This window comes from bacterium (assembly GCA_030649025.1).
Classification (GTDB): domain Bacteria; phylum Patescibacteriota; class Minisyncoccia; order JAUYLV01; family JAUYLV01; genus JAUSGO01.
The window spans coordinates 1-15995 of the sequence record JAUSGO010000012.1 but is presented as its reverse complement, the minus strand read 5'-3'; the positions used below and the strand labels follow the sequence as shown (position 1 = coordinate 15995).

General features: G+C 50.5%; 15 protein-coding genes and 2 tRNA genes. 7 read left to right on the top strand and 10 right to left on the bottom strand.

The annotated features are described in order from the left end of the window. Positions 1-8: 8 nt before the first annotated feature. The 7 genes from Q7S09_01520 to Q7S09_01490 form a co-directional block, all read right to left on the bottom strand. A complete protein-coding gene (locus Q7S09_01520; GenBank protein ID MDO8557853.1) occupies positions 9-158 on the bottom strand; it encodes a lmo0937 family membrane protein in 150 nt (49 codons plus the stop codon). A gap of 700 nt (positions 159-858) precedes the next feature. Continuing rightward, positions 859-2955, bottom strand: a complete 2097-nt coding sequence (locus Q7S09_01515; GenBank protein ID MDO8557852.1) for a M48 family metalloprotease — start codon at positions 2953-2955, stop codon at positions 859-861. Positions 2956-3087: 132 nt separating this feature from the next. After that, positions 3088-3181 (bottom strand) — tRNA-Ser (locus Q7S09_01510). Between the two features lie 340 nt (positions 3182-3521). Then, positions 3522-3725, bottom strand: a complete 204-nt coding sequence (locus tag Q7S09_01505) for a hypothetical protein (protein MDO8557851.1) — start codon at positions 3723-3725, stop codon at positions 3522-3524. 18 nt (positions 3726-3743) lie between these two features. After that, positions 3744-6398 (bottom strand): ATP-dependent Clp protease ATP-binding subunit, encoded by a 2655-nt coding sequence (locus Q7S09_01500; GenBank protein ID MDO8557850.1) that lies wholly within the window; start codon positions 6396-6398, stop codon positions 3744-3746. A 218-nt stretch (positions 6399-6616) separates the two neighbouring features. Then, a complete protein-coding gene (locus tag Q7S09_01495; protein MDO8557849.1) occupies positions 6617-7378 on the bottom strand; it encodes a sortase in 762 nt (253 codons plus the stop codon). A 35-nt stretch (positions 7379-7413) separates the two neighbouring features. Next, positions 7414-8184: a hypothetical protein gene (locus Q7S09_01490; GenBank protein ID MDO8557848.1), complete on the bottom strand. Its 771-nt coding sequence runs from the start codon at positions 8182-8184 to the stop codon at positions 7414-7416. Positions 8185-8434: 250 nt separating this feature from the next. Here Q7S09_01490 and Q7S09_01485 point away from each other — a divergent pair, with 250 nt between their 5' ends. Next, entirely contained in the window at positions 8435-9883 is a 1449-nt protein-coding gene (locus Q7S09_01485; protein MDO8557847.1) for a lamin tail domain-containing protein, read from the top strand. A gap of 354 nt (positions 9884-10237) precedes the next feature. Here Q7S09_01485 and Q7S09_01480 read toward each other — a convergent pair whose 3' ends face one another. From Q7S09_01480 to Q7S09_01470, 3 genes are all read right to left on the bottom strand, one after another. Continuing rightward, positions 10238-10897 carry an HAD-IA family hydrolase gene (locus Q7S09_01480; protein ID MDO8557846.1) on the bottom strand — a complete coding sequence of 220 codons (660 nt, stop codon included), beginning with the start codon at positions 10895-10897 and terminating at the stop codon, positions 10238-10240. A 204-nt stretch (positions 10898-11101) separates the two neighbouring features. Further along, on the bottom strand, positions 11102-11272 hold the full coding sequence (locus tag Q7S09_01475; GenBank protein ID MDO8557845.1) for a hypothetical protein: 171 nt from the start codon (positions 11270-11272) through the stop codon (positions 11102-11104). A gap of 246 nt (positions 11273-11518) precedes the next feature. Further along, positions 11519-12463 (bottom strand): tyrosine-type recombinase/integrase, encoded by a 945-nt coding sequence (locus Q7S09_01470; protein MDO8557844.1) that lies wholly within the window; start codon positions 12461-12463, stop codon positions 11519-11521. A gap of 349 nt (positions 12464-12812) precedes the next feature. Between Q7S09_01470 and Q7S09_01465 the strand changes: the two genes are divergently transcribed. The 6 genes from Q7S09_01465 to Q7S09_01440 form a co-directional block, all read left to right on the top strand. After that, positions 12813-12886, top strand: a tRNA-Ile gene (locus Q7S09_01465). Between the two features lie 661 nt (positions 12887-13547). Further along, on the top strand, positions 13548-13820 hold the full coding sequence (locus tag Q7S09_01460) for a metal-sensing transcriptional repressor (protein ID MDO8557843.1): 273 nt from the start codon (positions 13548-13550) through the stop codon (positions 13818-13820). A gap of 6 nt (positions 13821-13826) precedes the next feature. Then, positions 13827-14054 (top strand): SHOCT domain-containing protein, encoded by a 228-nt coding sequence (locus Q7S09_01455; protein ID MDO8557842.1) that lies wholly within the window; start codon positions 13827-13829, stop codon positions 14052-14054. A 122-nt stretch (positions 14055-14176) separates the two neighbouring features. Continuing rightward, positions 14177-14335: a hypothetical protein gene (locus Q7S09_01450; protein MDO8557841.1), complete on the top strand. Its 159-nt coding sequence runs from the start codon at positions 14177-14179 to the stop codon at positions 14333-14335. A 4-nt stretch (positions 14336-14339) separates the two neighbouring features. Beyond that, on the top strand, positions 14340-14780 hold the full coding sequence (locus tag Q7S09_01445) for a hypothetical protein (GenBank protein MDO8557840.1): 441 nt from the start codon (positions 14340-14342) through the stop codon (positions 14778-14780). 163 nt (positions 14781-14943) lie between these two features. Continuing rightward, positions 14944-15995: biotin/lipoyl-binding protein (locus tag Q7S09_01440; GenBank protein MDO8557839.1), on the top strand; the 1052-nt coding region annotated here is incomplete at its 3' end.

Here is a 15995-nt window from a genome sequence, read left to right as displayed (position 1 = left end):
TACCAAGATTAGACTATTCTTTTTCCTCTGATAATCCGCGTGAGGATGACAATGACCGCTATGACAAGAAGGACGTGGATAAACCACCCCACCACATGAAAACCAATGAATCCGACAAGCCACAGGACTATGAGTACAATTCCTATAGTTAAAAGCATGCAATGCGTATTAGAGGACTATTATAAGTATAGCACGGCCGTCCCCATAAGCATAGGAGTAACTATCCACAAAAGGAAGGTGGCGCACACTTACTGTTCTTTCTCTTCGAGCTTTACTGCGGTTTCTGGCGTTGATACGGTTTTACCCATCAAAAAAGCCGGACTATCGCGAGGGCAATCAGCCAATACAGATATTCTCTGCGGAGGATGCAGGATTCGAACATCTGATACGGTTTCCCGTATAGCAGTTTTCAAGACTGCCACGGAGAAGGACGGGCCTTCAAGCGCGAAAAGCCAAACGACGAACTCCTATCGCGCCGTAAATAATTCATCTGTTTCGGCAAGTTTTATTTTCCAGCGAGTCGAGCGACATGCAAAAGTACTTTTTCGCATGTCAGAGCGAGCGCCGAAAATACAGGGTATAATACCCCGCCGCTCTGCGGCGTTCCTGCTCGATCTGCCAGCAGGTAGATCGGGGGTGATATGCTCCGGCGGAGCATATCACGGGCGACTGCAGTGTTTCCAAGAATGGCATTCGCCCAGGACCCAGGGCTCTGCCCTGGGGTCAATACCCTTTATAAATTTATTGCCGCCGGAATACAACCGCCAACCTCAATAAATTCACATTGCCACATATTAAAAAACCCCGCGCATTGGGCGGAGTTTCGCTTACCGATACCGTTCCGGAGCCAAGCAGCTGTTATGGAATTGGCATACCCATAACATGCCGCAGACCCCACCTCATGACATGCCAAACCTTTGCCGCCTTGGTTGTCTTTTTGAAAGTAATGATTGGGAGTTTTTCCAGGTCTTCCTTAATAGCTCGGAATTCCGGGCTGTCGGTTTTGTAAGGAATCGCAAGCGCCGGAAGTTCGCTCGCAAACGACTCGGCTTTCTTTAGGCGCGCTCCCCAGGAGGGATGGTTGTAAAGCACAACAAACGGACCACGCGCGCCGTAACCGATGTGATTGTCTTTGATCAGCTTCTGCATCATTCGCACGTATTCCGCCGTTCCTCTCGGATCCCAACCACCGCGGTACAAGTACTGCACGCTAAAGCAATCGGCTTCGAGTTCCGCGCCTCTCGCATAATTCTGCATCGTGAGAACTGCGCCCATCTGTCCGTAACCGATGTCGCGATAAAGCGACCCGCTGATGGCGCCGAACGCTCTCAATGTGTTTACGGTCTGTGCGATGAAAATTGAACTGAAAGCAAGGACCTGTTTACGGCTCATTATTGCCGCACCATGTCCTGCGGCAAAGTGGGCTATCTCATGGGCCAACACGGCGCGCAGAACCACTTCGTTGGGACAAGCGAGCATTAAGCCGGAGCTAACGAAAAGGGAACCGTCCCTAAAAATAAAGGCGTCGTACTTTCTTACCCCGGTGCTCTTCGGCCAGCCGTTGGTATTGTAAACATAGCAGGTAACCGTTGCGTCAACGTCCGAATTCCTCGCGATATCCTGGCAGATGCCGTTCACGTATTCGCTTATCCGGCGGTTGATCTGCAGAAACGGTTTCCAGTTCGGGTTCATTTGCAGCTTGCGCGAATCCCTCGCGCCGGCGGCAATGGCTTTCTCTCGGGACGTAAAGAGGGGTTTACGGGCAATCTTGCGCCCCTTGCCTATGTTCCAATAATCGCGGTGTCTTTTTTGCCACTTCGTTTTTTCTTTTTCGGTAAGTCCCGGCGGCGGAGGCACATCCGGAATGGCAGCCATTTCTTCGGCCGGACCGTTCTCCGGTCCCAAAGCGCTCTCCGGCGGCAGTGGCAGAGGCTCCTCAACGGGAATTCCTTTTTCAGAAAGCGCGGTCATGTCGGGAACAACGGGTTTGGGTGCCGCCTGTTTTTGCTCGGCACCGCGCTGGGGCTCGATAGTTTTCGGAACGTTCGGCGGATAATCCTCCGCCGAGAGTATCTTCACTTGCGAATCAAAACGCCGGTAGTTATAGTACCGCCCCTCAATCTTCATTCCGACCGGACCACCGACAGATGTGTGCGGTCCGAAACGCAGAATATCCTGCCCGATAAAACGGCCCGGCAGCCAGTAGGTTTCGCCATCCACAGGATCGCTCACTTCCGTGTGCTCGATCATGTATCGATAATTGAGCTTTTCGTAAGCAAGGCTTCTTTGGTCCGGCTCTTCTTTGCCGTAGCTCTTCATTATCTGATAAGTTTTCTTGCCCACCCAGATCAGTCCGCTGAAGTAAATATCGTTCTTTCGCATCTGCCGCGGCGAAACTTTGAGCACGTAGGTGTCAACCGATTTATTTTCCAGCACGATCTTTTTGGCACCCAGGTATTCCACGTTATACTCGCCGATCTTCTCGTAGGTTAACAGGAAGAACACCGAAAGCACTTTACTGGGAACATTGTCGAACCTCATCGTGCTTACCGGAGCATAACTCGGATAATCAAGACGCACGCCTCTGTCGTTGAATACTATGTATCCTTCCCTGTAATATTCTCCGACGAATTGACCCAGTTCTTCATTGCCGTCGGGCCCGATCTCGGTCGTAAAATCCTGAACACGATCCGCGTAGTCGAAAGCGTAATTATTGCACACTTGCTTAAGCTTGCTTTCGTTACTCGCCATGCGGAGAACCATCTCCCGGACAAGGTCATCGGCCAAAGGAGTGGCATCATCGAGTTCAGGCTTAAAACCGTCGGCACTCCACCTTTGAGCCTGAGCATCACGAAGCAATCCCGGCAGTTCAACGACTATCTTATGTTCCTCGGCAACGGCCGCTACAGCCAAAAAAAGGGCGGAGCACAACAAGCTATATATCCTTGCTTTCATAACGCCTCCCAAACACCGAATTTTTAAAAGTTCAATCCGTTCGAATTATAAGGCTGTCCGAAGAGTACTGTCAAAGCAAGGCATCGCAGAGATACCTAAAACCCAACATTGCATAATTGCGCCGCCGCTTTCTGGCGGAGACGAGAGGATTCGAACCTCTGATACGGTTTTAAGGCCGTATAACGGGTTAGCAACCCGCCGCTTTCAGCCACTCAGCCACGTCTCCAAGATCATATTCAGTTGTTCGTGTCTTCGTTCCGCTCATCCGGGGGAGCTTGCCATCTTCGAGTAACATTGTAGCTCCCCGTGAAATGGTCTCCTGGGCGGATTCCATTATTCGGAAACAAGGATACCGCCCGTGAAATCCTGCCCCGCAGGATTTCACCCCGGACCATTTCACCCACGTCTCCACTCTGCAGATAAAGTGTTTTTAACAAATCCACGGTAACACAAAAGCCCGCCTATGCAAAGCGGACTTTTCACTTTTTTATTTAATGGACCGTGGCGGATGGGGCTCCTTCCAGGGCATCCCCACGTTCCTTAATATATCCCCTCCACTCGCGGTGTTACCATTTGCGGAGCATGAGTATTTTGAAAAGCGTCTTCGGAAGCATTGCGGGCTTGGTTCCCGCCTTGGGCGGGACCGCAATGCCGAGAAGCGAGCGACGGGTTGCCGTCCCGGTGCTCCATGAATCATTTATAAAGAAACCGGGATCCTCGACTTTAGTCGGGACAGGAGCAACACGATTGCGTCTTTTCGAAATACTCATCGGAGCAAACGGCAAAAACTACTTCTTGCTCTTGGTAACCACCACCTTATCCTTCACCACATCCACTTTTATCGCGTCTCCCTCTTTCACCGCAAGATCGATAAGTTTTTCGGCGAGCATGTCCTCAACGCGCTGTTCTATGGCGCGCCGCACCGGGCGTGCGCCCTCTCTGGGATTGAACGCATGACGCGCAATATACGAGGAAACCTGCTTGCCGAACGCGATGCTCAGTTTTTTATTTGTAAGCATGCGGCGGGCAAGGTGGTCCAACTCCAGTTCGCTGATCTTCTGGATATCTTTTTTGTTTAAAGGCCGAAATACTATCACGCCGTCAATGCGATTCAAAAGTTCCGGTCGCATGATGTCGCGAAGTTCCTTGAGTGTCCGTTCCTTTATTTCCTCAAAGCGCGTCTCAAGGTCCTCGGCGATATCATCCGCTCCTTCTTTGGGACCTTCGGACGAAAAACCTATGGTGGAGGCGGCTTTCGTGAATTCTTCCGTGCCGATGTTAGAGGTCATGATAATGATGGTGTTGCGGAAGCTAACCTTGCGGCCTGCTGCGCTCGTGAGTTCTCCATCCTCCAATATCTGTAACAACACATTGAAGATGGCCGGATGCGCTTTTTCTATTTCGTCAAAGAGAATAATGGAATAGGGGTTGCGGCGAACACGTTCGGTGAGCCTTCCTTCGTCTTCGTAGCCCACGTAGCCAGGGGGTGCGCCGATGAGCTTTGCAACGGAATGCGGCTCCATAAACTCCGACATGTCCATTTTAATGAGCGCATCGGGTTTGTGATGCACCACTTCCGCAAGAACTTTGGCAAGTTCCGTTTTTCCCACGCCGGTAGGCCCGATGAATATGAATGAACCGAACGGACGCTTGGGATTGGTGAGCCCCGTGCGCGCTCTTCGCAGAGTGCGCGTAACCTGCCGAATAACCTCATCCTGTCCGATGATTCGGCCCTGGAGGGTTTTTTCCGTATCTTTGAGCTCCTGCGCTTCCGCGCTTTGCAGATTTTCCACGGGAATGCCCGTCATCTGCGCTATGGTGTGGCGCACATCGTCTTCCGTGAGCGAGACTCTTAAGACGCCCTCTTCTTTTTTCTTCTGGTCCTTGAGCTCCAGAAGCTCTTTTTGCAGTTGATCTATCTCCTTTTTAAGTTTCAGGGCTTTTTCGTATTCTTCCTTTTCCATCGCAAGTTCTTTTTGTTCAAGGCGCTCGGCAAGCAGTTTTTCGAACTCCTGCAGGTGCGGCCGAACTTTGCTTGGAGAAGCTTTGCCGCGCACGTACGAAGCCGCTTCATCCAGCACGTCGATGGCTTTGTCGGGGAGCAGACGGTCTTGAATATAGCGTTCGGAAAGCATCACTGCGGCGCGGATCGCGTCGGGGGAGATTGAGATGTTGTGATGTTTTTCGTAGGCCGACTTGATGCCGCTAATAACGTCTATGGCAGCCTCTTCGCCAAGTTCCCGTACATGGATCGGCTGAAAGCGCCGTTCTAATGCCGAATCTTTCTCGATGGATTTTCGATACTCGTCAAGTGTGGTGGCGCCGATAACCTGAATAAGCCCTTGCGAAAGCGGGGGTTTGAGCATATTCGCCGCGTCCATGGAGCCCGAAGCGGCTCCCGCCCCCACCACGATGTGGACCTCGTCAATGAAAAGAATCACGCGCTTGCTTCGCGCTTCGCGTATGACTTCCTTAAGCCGTGTCTCAAATTCTCCGCGGAACATCGTTCCGGCAACCAATGCTCCCATATCAAGAGACAAGATGCGTTTTTTTTGGAGCTCTTCGGGAACCGCGCCTTTTGCAATGCGAAGCGCCAGGCCGTACACGATAGCGGTCTTGCCCACGCCCGCCTCGCCAATAAGCACGGGATTATTTTTTATGCGCCGCAAAAGAATGTGTATGAGACGGTCTACTTCCGCCTCGCGCCCGATGAGCGGATCAAGCTCTCCCCGCTCGGCCTTGAGCACGAGGTCTTCGCAAAAATTCGAAAGGCTTGAGCGGGGAGAGACCGGAGATTTCGCGAACGCGGCCTTGTCCTCGCCCTGCATATGGTCCTCCGTTCCTTCGTCGGGCATGGCGGCAAGACCCTTTTGTATCATAAGCAGCGGCAAGAAGGGATCGTCGGCAATTGCGGTAAGATTATCGACGTCCGTAAAACGGGCACCCGAAGAAAAAATTTCCTCGATGTGCCGCTTCAGGTCCAAAAGTTTTTGTTTTGCCCTTCCTTCAAGAAGCGCGCGGGAGGGGTTTTTGATCGCTTCGTTCGCAATGCCATAAAGCAGATGTTCGGTGCCAAGGTACTTATGATGGAATTGGGACGCCACGTGCGTGGCTTTTTTTATGGCGGACTTGATCTCCTGCGAAAAGGTTACGGGCTTTGTTTCCGGTCCATCCGTTCCCAGAGTCTGATTTTTCAGCATTTCCGGAGACATGCCTTCGGGAAGCACGACATCCGATGCCTGAAGCCGATGGGCATGGAGAATATTTGCTCCCAAACTCCCATTCTCCATGCTGATGGCAAGCAGGAGATGGGCAAGGCGCACCTCGGCGCTCGAGGAGGTGTTGAGACGCGCCCACATAACGCCCCGGTCAATGGCGCCAAGCGCGTGCGTCGTGCATTTTTCTCTTAATACCTTCGGAAGCTGTGATATTTCTTTTTTCATCCCGTTAGAAATAGGACGCAGACGCAAGATGCGTTATCGTCCTATGGCATTATTGCTGATAAATACCGAATCTTCGTTAAGAAATATACGTCTCTGTGCGTCCGCGATTTCTAACGGGATTCATACCCTATATAAATAAGTATACCCAGCGATACAACATTAATCCAGTGGCGTTGTAGCGCCGGGTTTGCTCTAGGACCCCAGGTGTTTATTTGTTGCTAATTCTCTATAAATATCCTTTCGGCCCGTACCGCGATGCGCTGCAGGCGCGAACCTACGGGCCAGCAGGAAACCAGCACCAGATTATCTCCGGCCAGACCTTGAAAATCTTCTTTGTATGTTTTGGGGTTTATGATAAGCCGTTCAACTACGCGATAGGTCCTGGTTTCCCGGCCGCTTACCGAGATGCGGTCTCCTTTTTCAAGCTTATCGAGCAGCGCGAATACCGAGCCATATGTTCCTTTGTAGGTCATTGGCGCAGAGCTGTGACCCAATAATATCATAGCTCCTTCCTCGCCGCCGGCCTTTGCGTCCGCGGGCCAGCGGACAACGCCGCTTTCCAGGTCCTTATCGAGAATCTTAAGATCGCGTGAAGTTTCCACGATTGGAGCGGATACATGCAGCTTGGGGATGGAAAGTGTCTGCGAAAGATGCGCCAACTCGTCCCCGCCCGTTTCCACAAAGCGAGATATCGGAAGAAGCCCGGCGGAAGAGGGATTTTTTGAACCCATAATGCTTTTGAGCGCGGGAATAGATCGGGCAGTTTCAAAAAAATAGGATGCGCGTGCCGCGTACGACCGTCCGGAAGTGGCTACGACCACGAACAGGAATAATATAATAGAAAAAACAAGCAGGGTGCGCGCGAGCCCACCCCTACTTTTAACGGCCTCGAGCCTTTTGATAAAGCCCTGTGCGAGAATACCGTTGATGCTGTAATGCGGCGTATTTCCGAATTTGAAGTTCGAAACATTTATATGCATTTTGGTTTTACCCCGTTTAGAAGTAGGACGCGGACTTATTCCCTGAAAGGTTTACTCTTCATGAAGAAAGAGCGTCCGCGACTTCTAATGGGGTTTACTAATACCGCCGCTCCAGAGGCAAGAATGCTGGCAAGAAGCGCAAGCGGCAATGCCGCATCGCTTCCGGTGTTAGCGGCAAGAGGATTTGTAGAAGTGGGCGTAGCGGATGCCCCTAAAACTTTTGGCTTCGGCAGGGGCGCTGCGGCAATCTTTGGCGAAGGAAGCGGAACATTCCTTGGGGAGGGAAGGGGGTTCGAATTATCCGATGCGATGCCAGAACCCGAAGGAGTGCAGTAGCCAAGCGACGTGGTGAATACGCGCTCTTCAAGAAGGCGCGAGCCGTAATCAGCCTTGCTTTTTACGTCTTTTATAGGGTCTCCCACTATCACGTCAATGACGTAGGAACAGAGAGGCGGTTTAAAAGTATATGATCTGCTGAGACCGGAATGGAGCGCCGTCGTGTTAAAATAATAGAATGCGCCTTCGCGCGCTGTCGCCGAGTAGAGGCGGTACACCGCAATCCCGATCTGTCTGCATTCCGAAGAAGTATTTGCAAAAGAAACCGTATTTTCTTCAATGATGCCGATAACCCCGTCCGGGTAGCCCGGGCAGCCGACATAGGCTTTCGCGGGAGAAAACATGCCGCTTGTAAGAAAAATAAAAGCAGCGCATACGCAAAAGATCACGCCTCCCAATACACCGCATGCGCGCGGAGTAAAAGCCATTCTTTGCAAGGCCGGAGCCTTATGTTTTCTTGATTTTTCCATGAAGTTGTAGTTTAACATAGATATAGCAGACTTGTCAAGCATATATTGACCCCGCGACTAATTCTCGGCTCATGCCGCACAGCGGCATGTTGCAAAGAATTATAGAGAAATATGCAAAAATATCGTCTTTCTATCCTCGAAACTCTGTTATTTCTCCCTGCCGAGAATTAGTGCCGGGGTTGACTAATTAAGCAAATTACTATATACTTATAGTGAATAAAGAGCATATATTTCGAAAATATCCTACTTTATGCCAAAAACAGATAAATCCTTCCTAAAAATAACTTTTGTAAAATACGGGGCATTGCTCTCCTGCGCATTTTCTATATTTGCTTTAACTACGCCATTTATTGCATACGGAGCAACATTTTCCGCAGGTTCTCTGTTGAGGGCCAGTGGAGCTCCCGAGGTATATATATTGGAAGACGGTATGCGCCGATGGGTTCCGGATCCGGAAACGTTCAATGCGCTCGGTTTTAACTGGGACAAGATACGAGACGTTCCTCTACGGGAACTGAAAGAATACCCCGAGGGAGACCGCGTGCAAGACCGCCGCCGCATACCGAACGGCGTTCTTCTGCGTTCCGTGGATTCCCCCAAGGTATATGTTATAGAGAACGGAAGACGCCGATGGGTTCCGGACCCCCAAACATTCAACTCGCGCGGATATTCCTGGGAGAACATCAATCTTGTGAACTCCGCGTTCTTCAAAAATATCTCCGAGGGCGTTATAGTGCCGAAAGCTTCTTTGCAAGGATACTCGCTTGACGTGATGTTTCGCGAAACACCCAAAAGTGTTGTTGAGGGGGACAGCGTGCAATTCCGTTTTTTTGCCCCGGGAGTCCCTTCGGCGAGCCGCTCCGGCGTTTCCTACGAAACATTTCTGCCGGGCTTCGACACTCGCTGGATTTCCGTGCGCCAGGAAACCCTGCGGCGCATCACTCTCAAAAAAGGTGGCGATTATATATTTTACGTCCGAGCTCGTTCAAGCGACGGACGAGTATCGGCAAAACCCATAAGTTTTTCTTTTGTCTCATCGCTGTCGCCTTACTGGAAACAGGTCAAGATATCGAGCGTGACGGGTCGCGAGACAAATCCCGCGCGCGAATATATCCAGATCTCAAATACATCGCGCGACCCCATTTCGCTTGAAGGGTGGAGCGTGGAGGGAGACAATAAACTGAACCACAAAATTCCACGTGCGCTGGATCTGCCGCGTTTTGATACCCAGGACCTTGAAACGTCCGTAGTGCTGGGTCCGGGGGAGCGCCTTACGCTTCTTTCCGGAACAAGCCCTGTTTTTTCTGACGGGTTCCACATCAACAAATGTTTTGGATATATGACCAAATCAACGGCGTTCTATCCGGCGCTATCCGCAAGTTGTCCGCGGGTGGATACAAGGGATCTTCCGGATCTTGCGCAAGCATGCCGCGATTATATACAAAAAATTCCCGCATGCACCATTCCGCAAAATATCACAGATACCCGGATAACCGAAGACTCCGCTTGCCTTGATTATCTTCGGACGCATTTTTCATATGCCGCGTGCCTGAAGGATTACCAATTTGACGGCGATTTTTATGGCGCAAAAGAGTGGAGAGGGTATCTGGGACTCTCTCGGGATGCGTGGGGAGGCACGCACGACCGCATACTGTTGCGCGACGAAAGTGGCCGCGCCGTATACATTCACCAGTATTAATGAAAAATAAAGGGTATTAACCCCAGGGCAGAGCCCTGGACCCCAATCTGCCTACGGCAGATTGAGAGGAATTCCGCAGCAAGCTGCGGGGGCAGAATGCAAATGTCTTTGCATTCTGCGGGCGATTACCTTGTTTCCCATGTATGAAAATCGCCCAGGAATTAAACCCTGTATTTTCGGCGCTCGCTCGGAAATGCCAAAGAGTACTTTTGCATTTCGCTCGACTTGCTTGAAAATAAAATCCCCCGACTTGTCGGGGGTTTTTGTAACGGGCCTACATTCTTGATGTAGCCGGTTTACTCGCCAGAAATCCGAAAAAAGATTTTTCCGGTTTCTTCTTTTCCGGTAGTAGCGTTACAGTATTCGTTCGCGTGCCATCCATTCGAGCAGGGCGCCGTGGTTCTCCAGATCGTAGCAGAAGGTTTTTATTCCGAGCGTTTGCGGGTAGGTCAGGTTCCACGAAAGATCGTCAACGAAAAAACATTCTTCCGGTTTTGCGCGTGCGGCCTTTAGCGCCAATGCGTAGATGGCCGGGTTCGGCTTCGCCAAGCTTACCTCGTGAGAAGCCACAATGGCATCGAAGCGGTCTATGATACGGAATGTTTTTTTGACGAATTCCAGATGCGGAGCGCATGTGTTCGTGAGCAGCACCAGCCGGTATCCGCGCTTTTTGAGGCGCAAGATAAGTTTTTCCATCGGCGGATTCGGATTAAAAATCGTGTTGAATATCTCCCAGAAACGCTCCTCGCCCATGTGCGGCAACGGCGCCTCCGGCGACCTGCTATCTCCTTGCCTTCGAAAGAGCGCCAGGGAAGCGCGGTAAAATTCATTTGGAGAAAGATTCCCGTTGTAGAGAGATCCCTCCAGTCCTTCGTGCGCGACGTTGTGAAGAATCGTTCCGTATACGCGCTTGGGATCAATGCCGTGACAGCGCTCCAAAATTCTTACGGCGCGGTCCCAGTCGTAATCAATGACCGTTTTTCCTAAATCAAAAATGCCGGTCTTTATTTTCATGAAGAACCTCGCTTTTCAATGTACGTGTTGGATTTTCCAGTCCACCCACACCATACCAGAAATTCTTACAAAAGTAAACCCCGCAAGAAGCAAGCCGTATAGCATTCCCGCACAAAAAAACAAAGGGTTCAAAATCCTTTGTTTTCATCTTACGCCGAATCCCGGACTTTTTTATTCGGCAACTCGCACCCCCCCACCGGAAGACTAATAGACCGAAGAATCCACCGGCTGCACCGTCTTTTTCTCGGTCTTAAACTGGGCAAGCTGGTGGGGGCTGATAAGCCACAATCCGTAGAAAAGAGCAGCTACCGCAACCGAAACGCCCAACACCAAAGCCCAATAAGGGTTTCCTTTTGGAATGCCTTTGTATGCCATAATTGTTTGATTAACGCCTAACGTCTTTATTATGCCATGTATTGCGCATGGACGCTAATGACTGTGGAGAACTTATTTTTCATCCGAATTTCCCTGGTTTTTTGGAAATTTGGCAATGAAAAATAACCCCGCACCACCCAGCTCTTTCTGGAACACATTGCCCGATTTTCAATAGCGGCATAGCCTACATTTCTATCCGACTCGTTAGATTATTAACTTGAAAGGGCTGGGTTGGTGCCGGGGTCATTATTTTCTTTTTTTCCCGTGATATTTCTGATAGATCTCCTTGAGTTGTTTGTCGGTGACATGCGTATAAATTTGAGTCGTGGTTATGGAAGAATGGCCCAAAAGCGCCTGCACCGACCGGATGTCGGCGCCGTTGCGCAGGAGGTCCGTTGCATAGGAATGGCGCATTGTGTGCGGCACTACGCGTTCGGTGATTCCCGCTTTCAATGCGTATTTGCGGGTGAGGCGCTCCACCGAACGGGGTGTGAGGCGAAGGTTATCGCTTTTGTTCTGCCGCAATGCCGGCTGGTTCTTGCCCTTCTTCATTCTGCCGAAACGCACAAAAAGAGCGGGGTCAACGTCAAACCTTTTATCAAGATATGCCTTAAGGGCCTTCTTGGCATTTTCAGACAAGAATACGATCCGAATCTTTCCGCCCTTCCCGCGCACCGAAAACTCTCCGCTTTCTATATTGATACGGTCGCGATCAAGCCCCGTGAGCTCCGATACGCGAAGTCCGGTTGAAAAAAGGGTCTCCAGGATCGCGCGATCGCGCAATGAAGCAACATCGTCTCCCGAAGGAGCCTCAAGCAATCGCTGGACGTCGCTCCACTCCAGAAACGATACTTCGCGTTCCTCCTGCTTGCCGAGCTCTACTTGCTCGGGCGGAAGGCTCGGAATGCCGATTTTACTGAGATACTTAAGAAAACTGCGCAGGGCGATGATGTAGTAATTTTGCGTGACTTTTTTAAGCGTCTCGTCTTTTTGCCAGACCCGGCGGTTCAGCCATATGCGATATTTGCGCACCAGGTCCAAAGTGATTGCCGACGGGCTTTTTATTTTTGCCCAGGAAAAAAACTGCTTAAGATACCGATGGTAATTTTCCACCGTCTTTGCGGAGCAACCTTTTTCTATCTCGAGATACTCGAGATATTGAGAAAGCAGATCTTTAACATTGTGCGACATATCCTACTTTTAAGTATACCGTCTTGACCGCAGTTTTGACAAACGTCTCCCGGCGCAAGACAGCTTCGCCCAAGCTTTCAAACAAAAAATTCTGGCGGGCTTGTGATGCGCCGAGCATTTGTGTATACTAAAAAAGATTTTTAGAGTTCGTGTTGGGTGTGTAGCTCAGTTGGGCACAATACTCCAGCGGAGTATTGTGCGGGCAAGTACATTGTTTCTGGAAAATGGAGCTTGCCTAGGACTAGGGCGCGGAATCACTGTTCCTGGGAGACTATCCATTTTTCATAAACATGGCGGTCTCCCGTGAAACGCAAAGACGTTTGCGTTTCACCCCCGTACTAAAAATTTTGGGCGTATAGCTCAGTTGGTTAGAGCGCGTCACTGATAATGACGAGGTCCTTGGTTCGAATCCAAGTACGCCCACAGATACCAAAGACACTTCCCCTGAGGAGGTGTTTTTGGTATCTTGTACTTGAAGTTAGATTCGAAGGGATGTCCGGGGGACATCCCGGGGTTTTGCGGAGGCGGAGGAACGAGCCAAGCACAAAACCGAATCCAAGTACGCCCACAGATACCAAAGACACTTCCCCTGAGGAGGTGTTTTTGGTATCTTGTACATGAAGTTAGATTCGAAGGGATGTCCGGGGGACATCCCGGGGTTTTGCGGAGGCGGAGGAACGAGCCGAGCACAAAACCGAATCCAAGTACGCCCACAGCGCAGTCCAAAATTTTAGTACGGGGCAAGTAATGACGAGGTCCCAGGTTCTCCCACGGGATTCCAGCTTTTTCAATATTCAATTTCCTGGCACACCCACAAAGAATACTTTTTATCGGCACACCCGGGGACTTAAAGAAACTCAACGCGCGGTAAAGCATCTCGAATGTCCAGAGTCCTTGAGTCGGCCGAAAAGGGTATGAAAAAAACACCCATGCCACACCGGGTGTTTTTTCGTACTCGCTGCCCTTGCCCTGTTATCACAATCCGTTTTGCAACCTTGATCCTCTGTCTGGAGCACTTGACATATACGGGGAAGGGAGTATTATAGGGGGTAGGGGTATATCCTATTAGAAAACAGTCTCTTTTATGGTAGATCAAAAAATCAAACAGAAAGCTCTTCACCGGGCGAGAATCATTAAGGGGCAGACTGAAAAGCTCATCGACGCCATCGACAAGGAGGAGTATTGCACGGGGCTTCTCCACCTCTCCCTGACCATCCAAAAATCTCTTAAAAGCCTGGATGCGCTGCTTCTGGAAAATCATCTCAAGACGCATGTGCGCCACCAAATGAGGAAGGCCGGGGAGGACGAGCGAGCTATTAAGGAACTTATCGAGGTTTACACCCTATCAAATAAATAATTTCATATGTTCGAATATTATGGCGATCACATGTTCGGTTTGGGTATTTGGGGCGCATTTATGATGCTTATTTTTTGGGTAGCAGTTACTGCTTTTATCGTTTGGGTCGTCAAAGAAGCGAACGGCAGAAACACTGGTCATCGCAATTCGGCACTTGATATTCTAAAAGAACGCTATGCAAAAGGGGAAATGTCCAAAGAGGAATTCGAGTCAATGAAAAAAGATATTTCCTAATCCTTAATTATATGGGAAGACTTTCTCTTAAAAGCTATGTCTGGAAGTGTGTTTTGGGGGGCGAGATTACTTACACCCTCTGTTTGGCGGGTGGCTATTTGCCGATCCGTTCGGAACAGGGTATGAGGTTGCATCATACACTATTTGAAACATTGCCCGGATTTACCTGGGGTAGTCCCATAAGCATGATTCTTGGGGCGGTTTACGTGTTCGTATTCTCCTGGATTTTCGGCTCGTACATGGTCTGGATGCATAATTCCAGCCTGGAAGCGGAAAAATGATTTTATGAGATATTTCGCAATTCTATTGTTTTCCGCATACATACTCATGGCGACCTTGGCCGCTCCGTTGCTTCATTTCGGCGACGAGATACGCCTTCACCCGTCTTCGGACATGGCCGCTATGAACATGGAATCCCGAGGCACGAACTCATCGGCTTTGGGCATGAGCGATATAATTTCCCGTTGTTTGCGCGCTGCCGCATTTTTCACAACTGCCATCCCGTCATCTCCTCTTACACTGGCAATTCTGACGGTTGTGCTGCTGCTTTACGGTATCCTGGCACGCTTCATGACAGATGTGCACGACTTAATGAAGCGCTGGAAGTTCGCGGAGATTGGCCGTATCGATTGGAGTACTATTTTATATTTAGCGCAGAGGCCGTTCCGAAAATGGCTTGCGCTTTTGGAACTTAGCCCGAATTTCATTGCGGCATCAAGCGGCTGATCTTGCGATCGCTTGTTTGATGCTGCGCGTAGGCCCCTTTTGGGAGGCTTTTTGTTTTATTTTCAAGCGACTCGAGTGAAGTGTAAAAGTACTCATTTACACTTCCGAGGGAGCGCAGAAAATACAGGATCTCAAATCCTTTATTCAGTTAAATTACTTCTTTATGGAAAAATTAATAATGTACGCGGCGTCCCTGAGCCGCAGAAAAAAACTAGGCCTGATGCTTGTGGTGATTATGGCGCCGGTTCTCGCTTTCGCATGGGATCATATGTTCCGACACGGAGAGGGAGCGCTTGCCGAAAAGAGCGGCATTATGCAAATGAAAGGATTCGTACCCGACCCGGAGATCGCAACGGTCGGAGATTCCGTTGAAGGGGCCGGGTCTCCCGGCGCTTCATGGGCGGGAGAAATACTCTCCCTCGGAAACTTACCCATCCAGCCGCAGCGCGAGGGAACGCTGGTTGAATGGAAGGTGAGAATTGGAGACCGGGTCCGGGAAGGCGATGTTCTTGCAAAATTATCCGCGCCCCCGTTAATGCCGGACCTGACAAGGATGCTGGCGGAGCAAGCGTCAATGCTGGCGGAAGCGCGGGCCGGAGCGGAAACGACAAAAGTTTACGCGCAGAAGAACAACCAACAGCTTGCTAATCTTCTGAATGCCATAGGAATCGCCACGCAGGATTCTCAAGCCATTCTTTCGGGAAACTCGTTAGCGCTACCAACGGCAAAGGTTGCCGTGGAGCAGGCGCAAAAAGCCGCCGATGCCATGCGTCAGAATATTCGCTCGTTCCTAGACCAGACCATCGCTGCCCATCTGCGCACGGTCAGCAACGCGGTGACGGTATCGGCGTTTCGGGCGGGGAGTTTTAACCGCATGTACGGGCAGATCGATCCGCAAAACCAGTATACGTATGAGGCGGCGCTCTTAAAGCTTATCGAAGCCTTGCGCGATCCGGGCGCCGTTCCCTTTGAAGAGGCGGAGCAGTATTTTGTCTCTGCCGTGCGTCTTGCCAATACGACGGTGGACAGCACGGACGTTATGGACATTAAGCCCATGATGCGGATGGACCAGAACGAATATCTGGAAATGGCCTCCAAGTACCGCGAAATGGAAGCGGAAGCGGCAATGAAAGCGACCGAGTACAAGCTTATGTCGGTGGAGCAGACAAAAATGTACGCCCAGGACAGGAAAATGATCGATGAACAGATCGCCAT

What these genes read in the sequence shown, in the direction of transcription:
- Q7S09_01455 (MDO8557842.1), top strand. Translation starts at nt 13,827, where the DNA reads ATGTTCGAATATTATGGCGATCACATGTTCGGTTTGGGTATTTGGGGC.
- Q7S09_01460 (MDO8557843.1), top strand. Translation starts at nt 13,548, where the DNA reads ATGGTAGATCAAAAAATCAAACAGAAAGCTCTTCACCGGGCGAGAATC.
- Q7S09_01495 (MDO8557849.1), bottom strand. Translation starts at nt 7,378, where the DNA reads ATGCATATAAATGTTTCGAACTTCAAATTCGGAAATACGCCGCATTAC.
- Q7S09_01475 (MDO8557845.1), bottom strand. Translation starts at nt 11,272, where the DNA reads ATGGCATACAAAGGCATTCCAAAAGGAAACCCTTATTGGGCTTTGGTG.
- Q7S09_01520 (MDO8557853.1), bottom strand. Translation starts at nt 158, where the DNA reads ATGCTTTTAACTATAGGAATTGTACTCATAGTCCTGTGGCTTGTCGGA.
- Q7S09_01500 (MDO8557850.1), bottom strand. Translation starts at nt 6,398, where the DNA reads ATGAAAAAAGAAATATCACAGCTTCCGAAGGTATTAAGAGAAAAATGC.
- Q7S09_01450 (MDO8557841.1), top strand. Translation starts at nt 14,177, where the DNA reads ATGAGGTTGCATCATACACTATTTGAAACATTGCCCGGATTTACCTGG.
- Q7S09_01480 (MDO8557846.1), bottom strand. Translation starts at nt 10,897, where the DNA reads ATGAAAATAAAGACCGGCATTTTTGATTTAGGAAAAACGGTCATTGAT.
- Q7S09_01470 (MDO8557844.1), bottom strand. Translation starts at nt 12,463, where the DNA reads ATGTCGCACAATGTTAAAGATCTGCTTTCTCAATATCTCGAGTATCTC.
- Q7S09_01505 (MDO8557851.1), bottom strand. Translation starts at nt 3,725, where the DNA reads ATGAGTATTTCGAAAAGACGCAATCGTGTTGCTCCTGTCCCGACTAAA.
- Q7S09_01445 (MDO8557840.1), top strand. Translation starts at nt 14,340, where the DNA reads ATGAGATATTTCGCAATTCTATTGTTTTCCGCATACATACTCATGGCG.
- Q7S09_01485 (MDO8557847.1), top strand. Translation starts at nt 8,435, where the DNA reads ATGCCAAAAACAGATAAATCCTTCCTAAAAATAACTTTTGTAAAATAC.
- Q7S09_01490 (MDO8557848.1), bottom strand. Translation starts at nt 8,184, where the DNA reads ATGGAAAAATCAAGAAAACATAAGGCTCCGGCCTTGCAAAGAATGGCT.
- Q7S09_01515 (MDO8557852.1), bottom strand. Translation starts at nt 2,955, where the DNA reads ATGAAAGCAAGGATATATAGCTTGTTGTGCTCCGCCCTTTTTTTGGCT.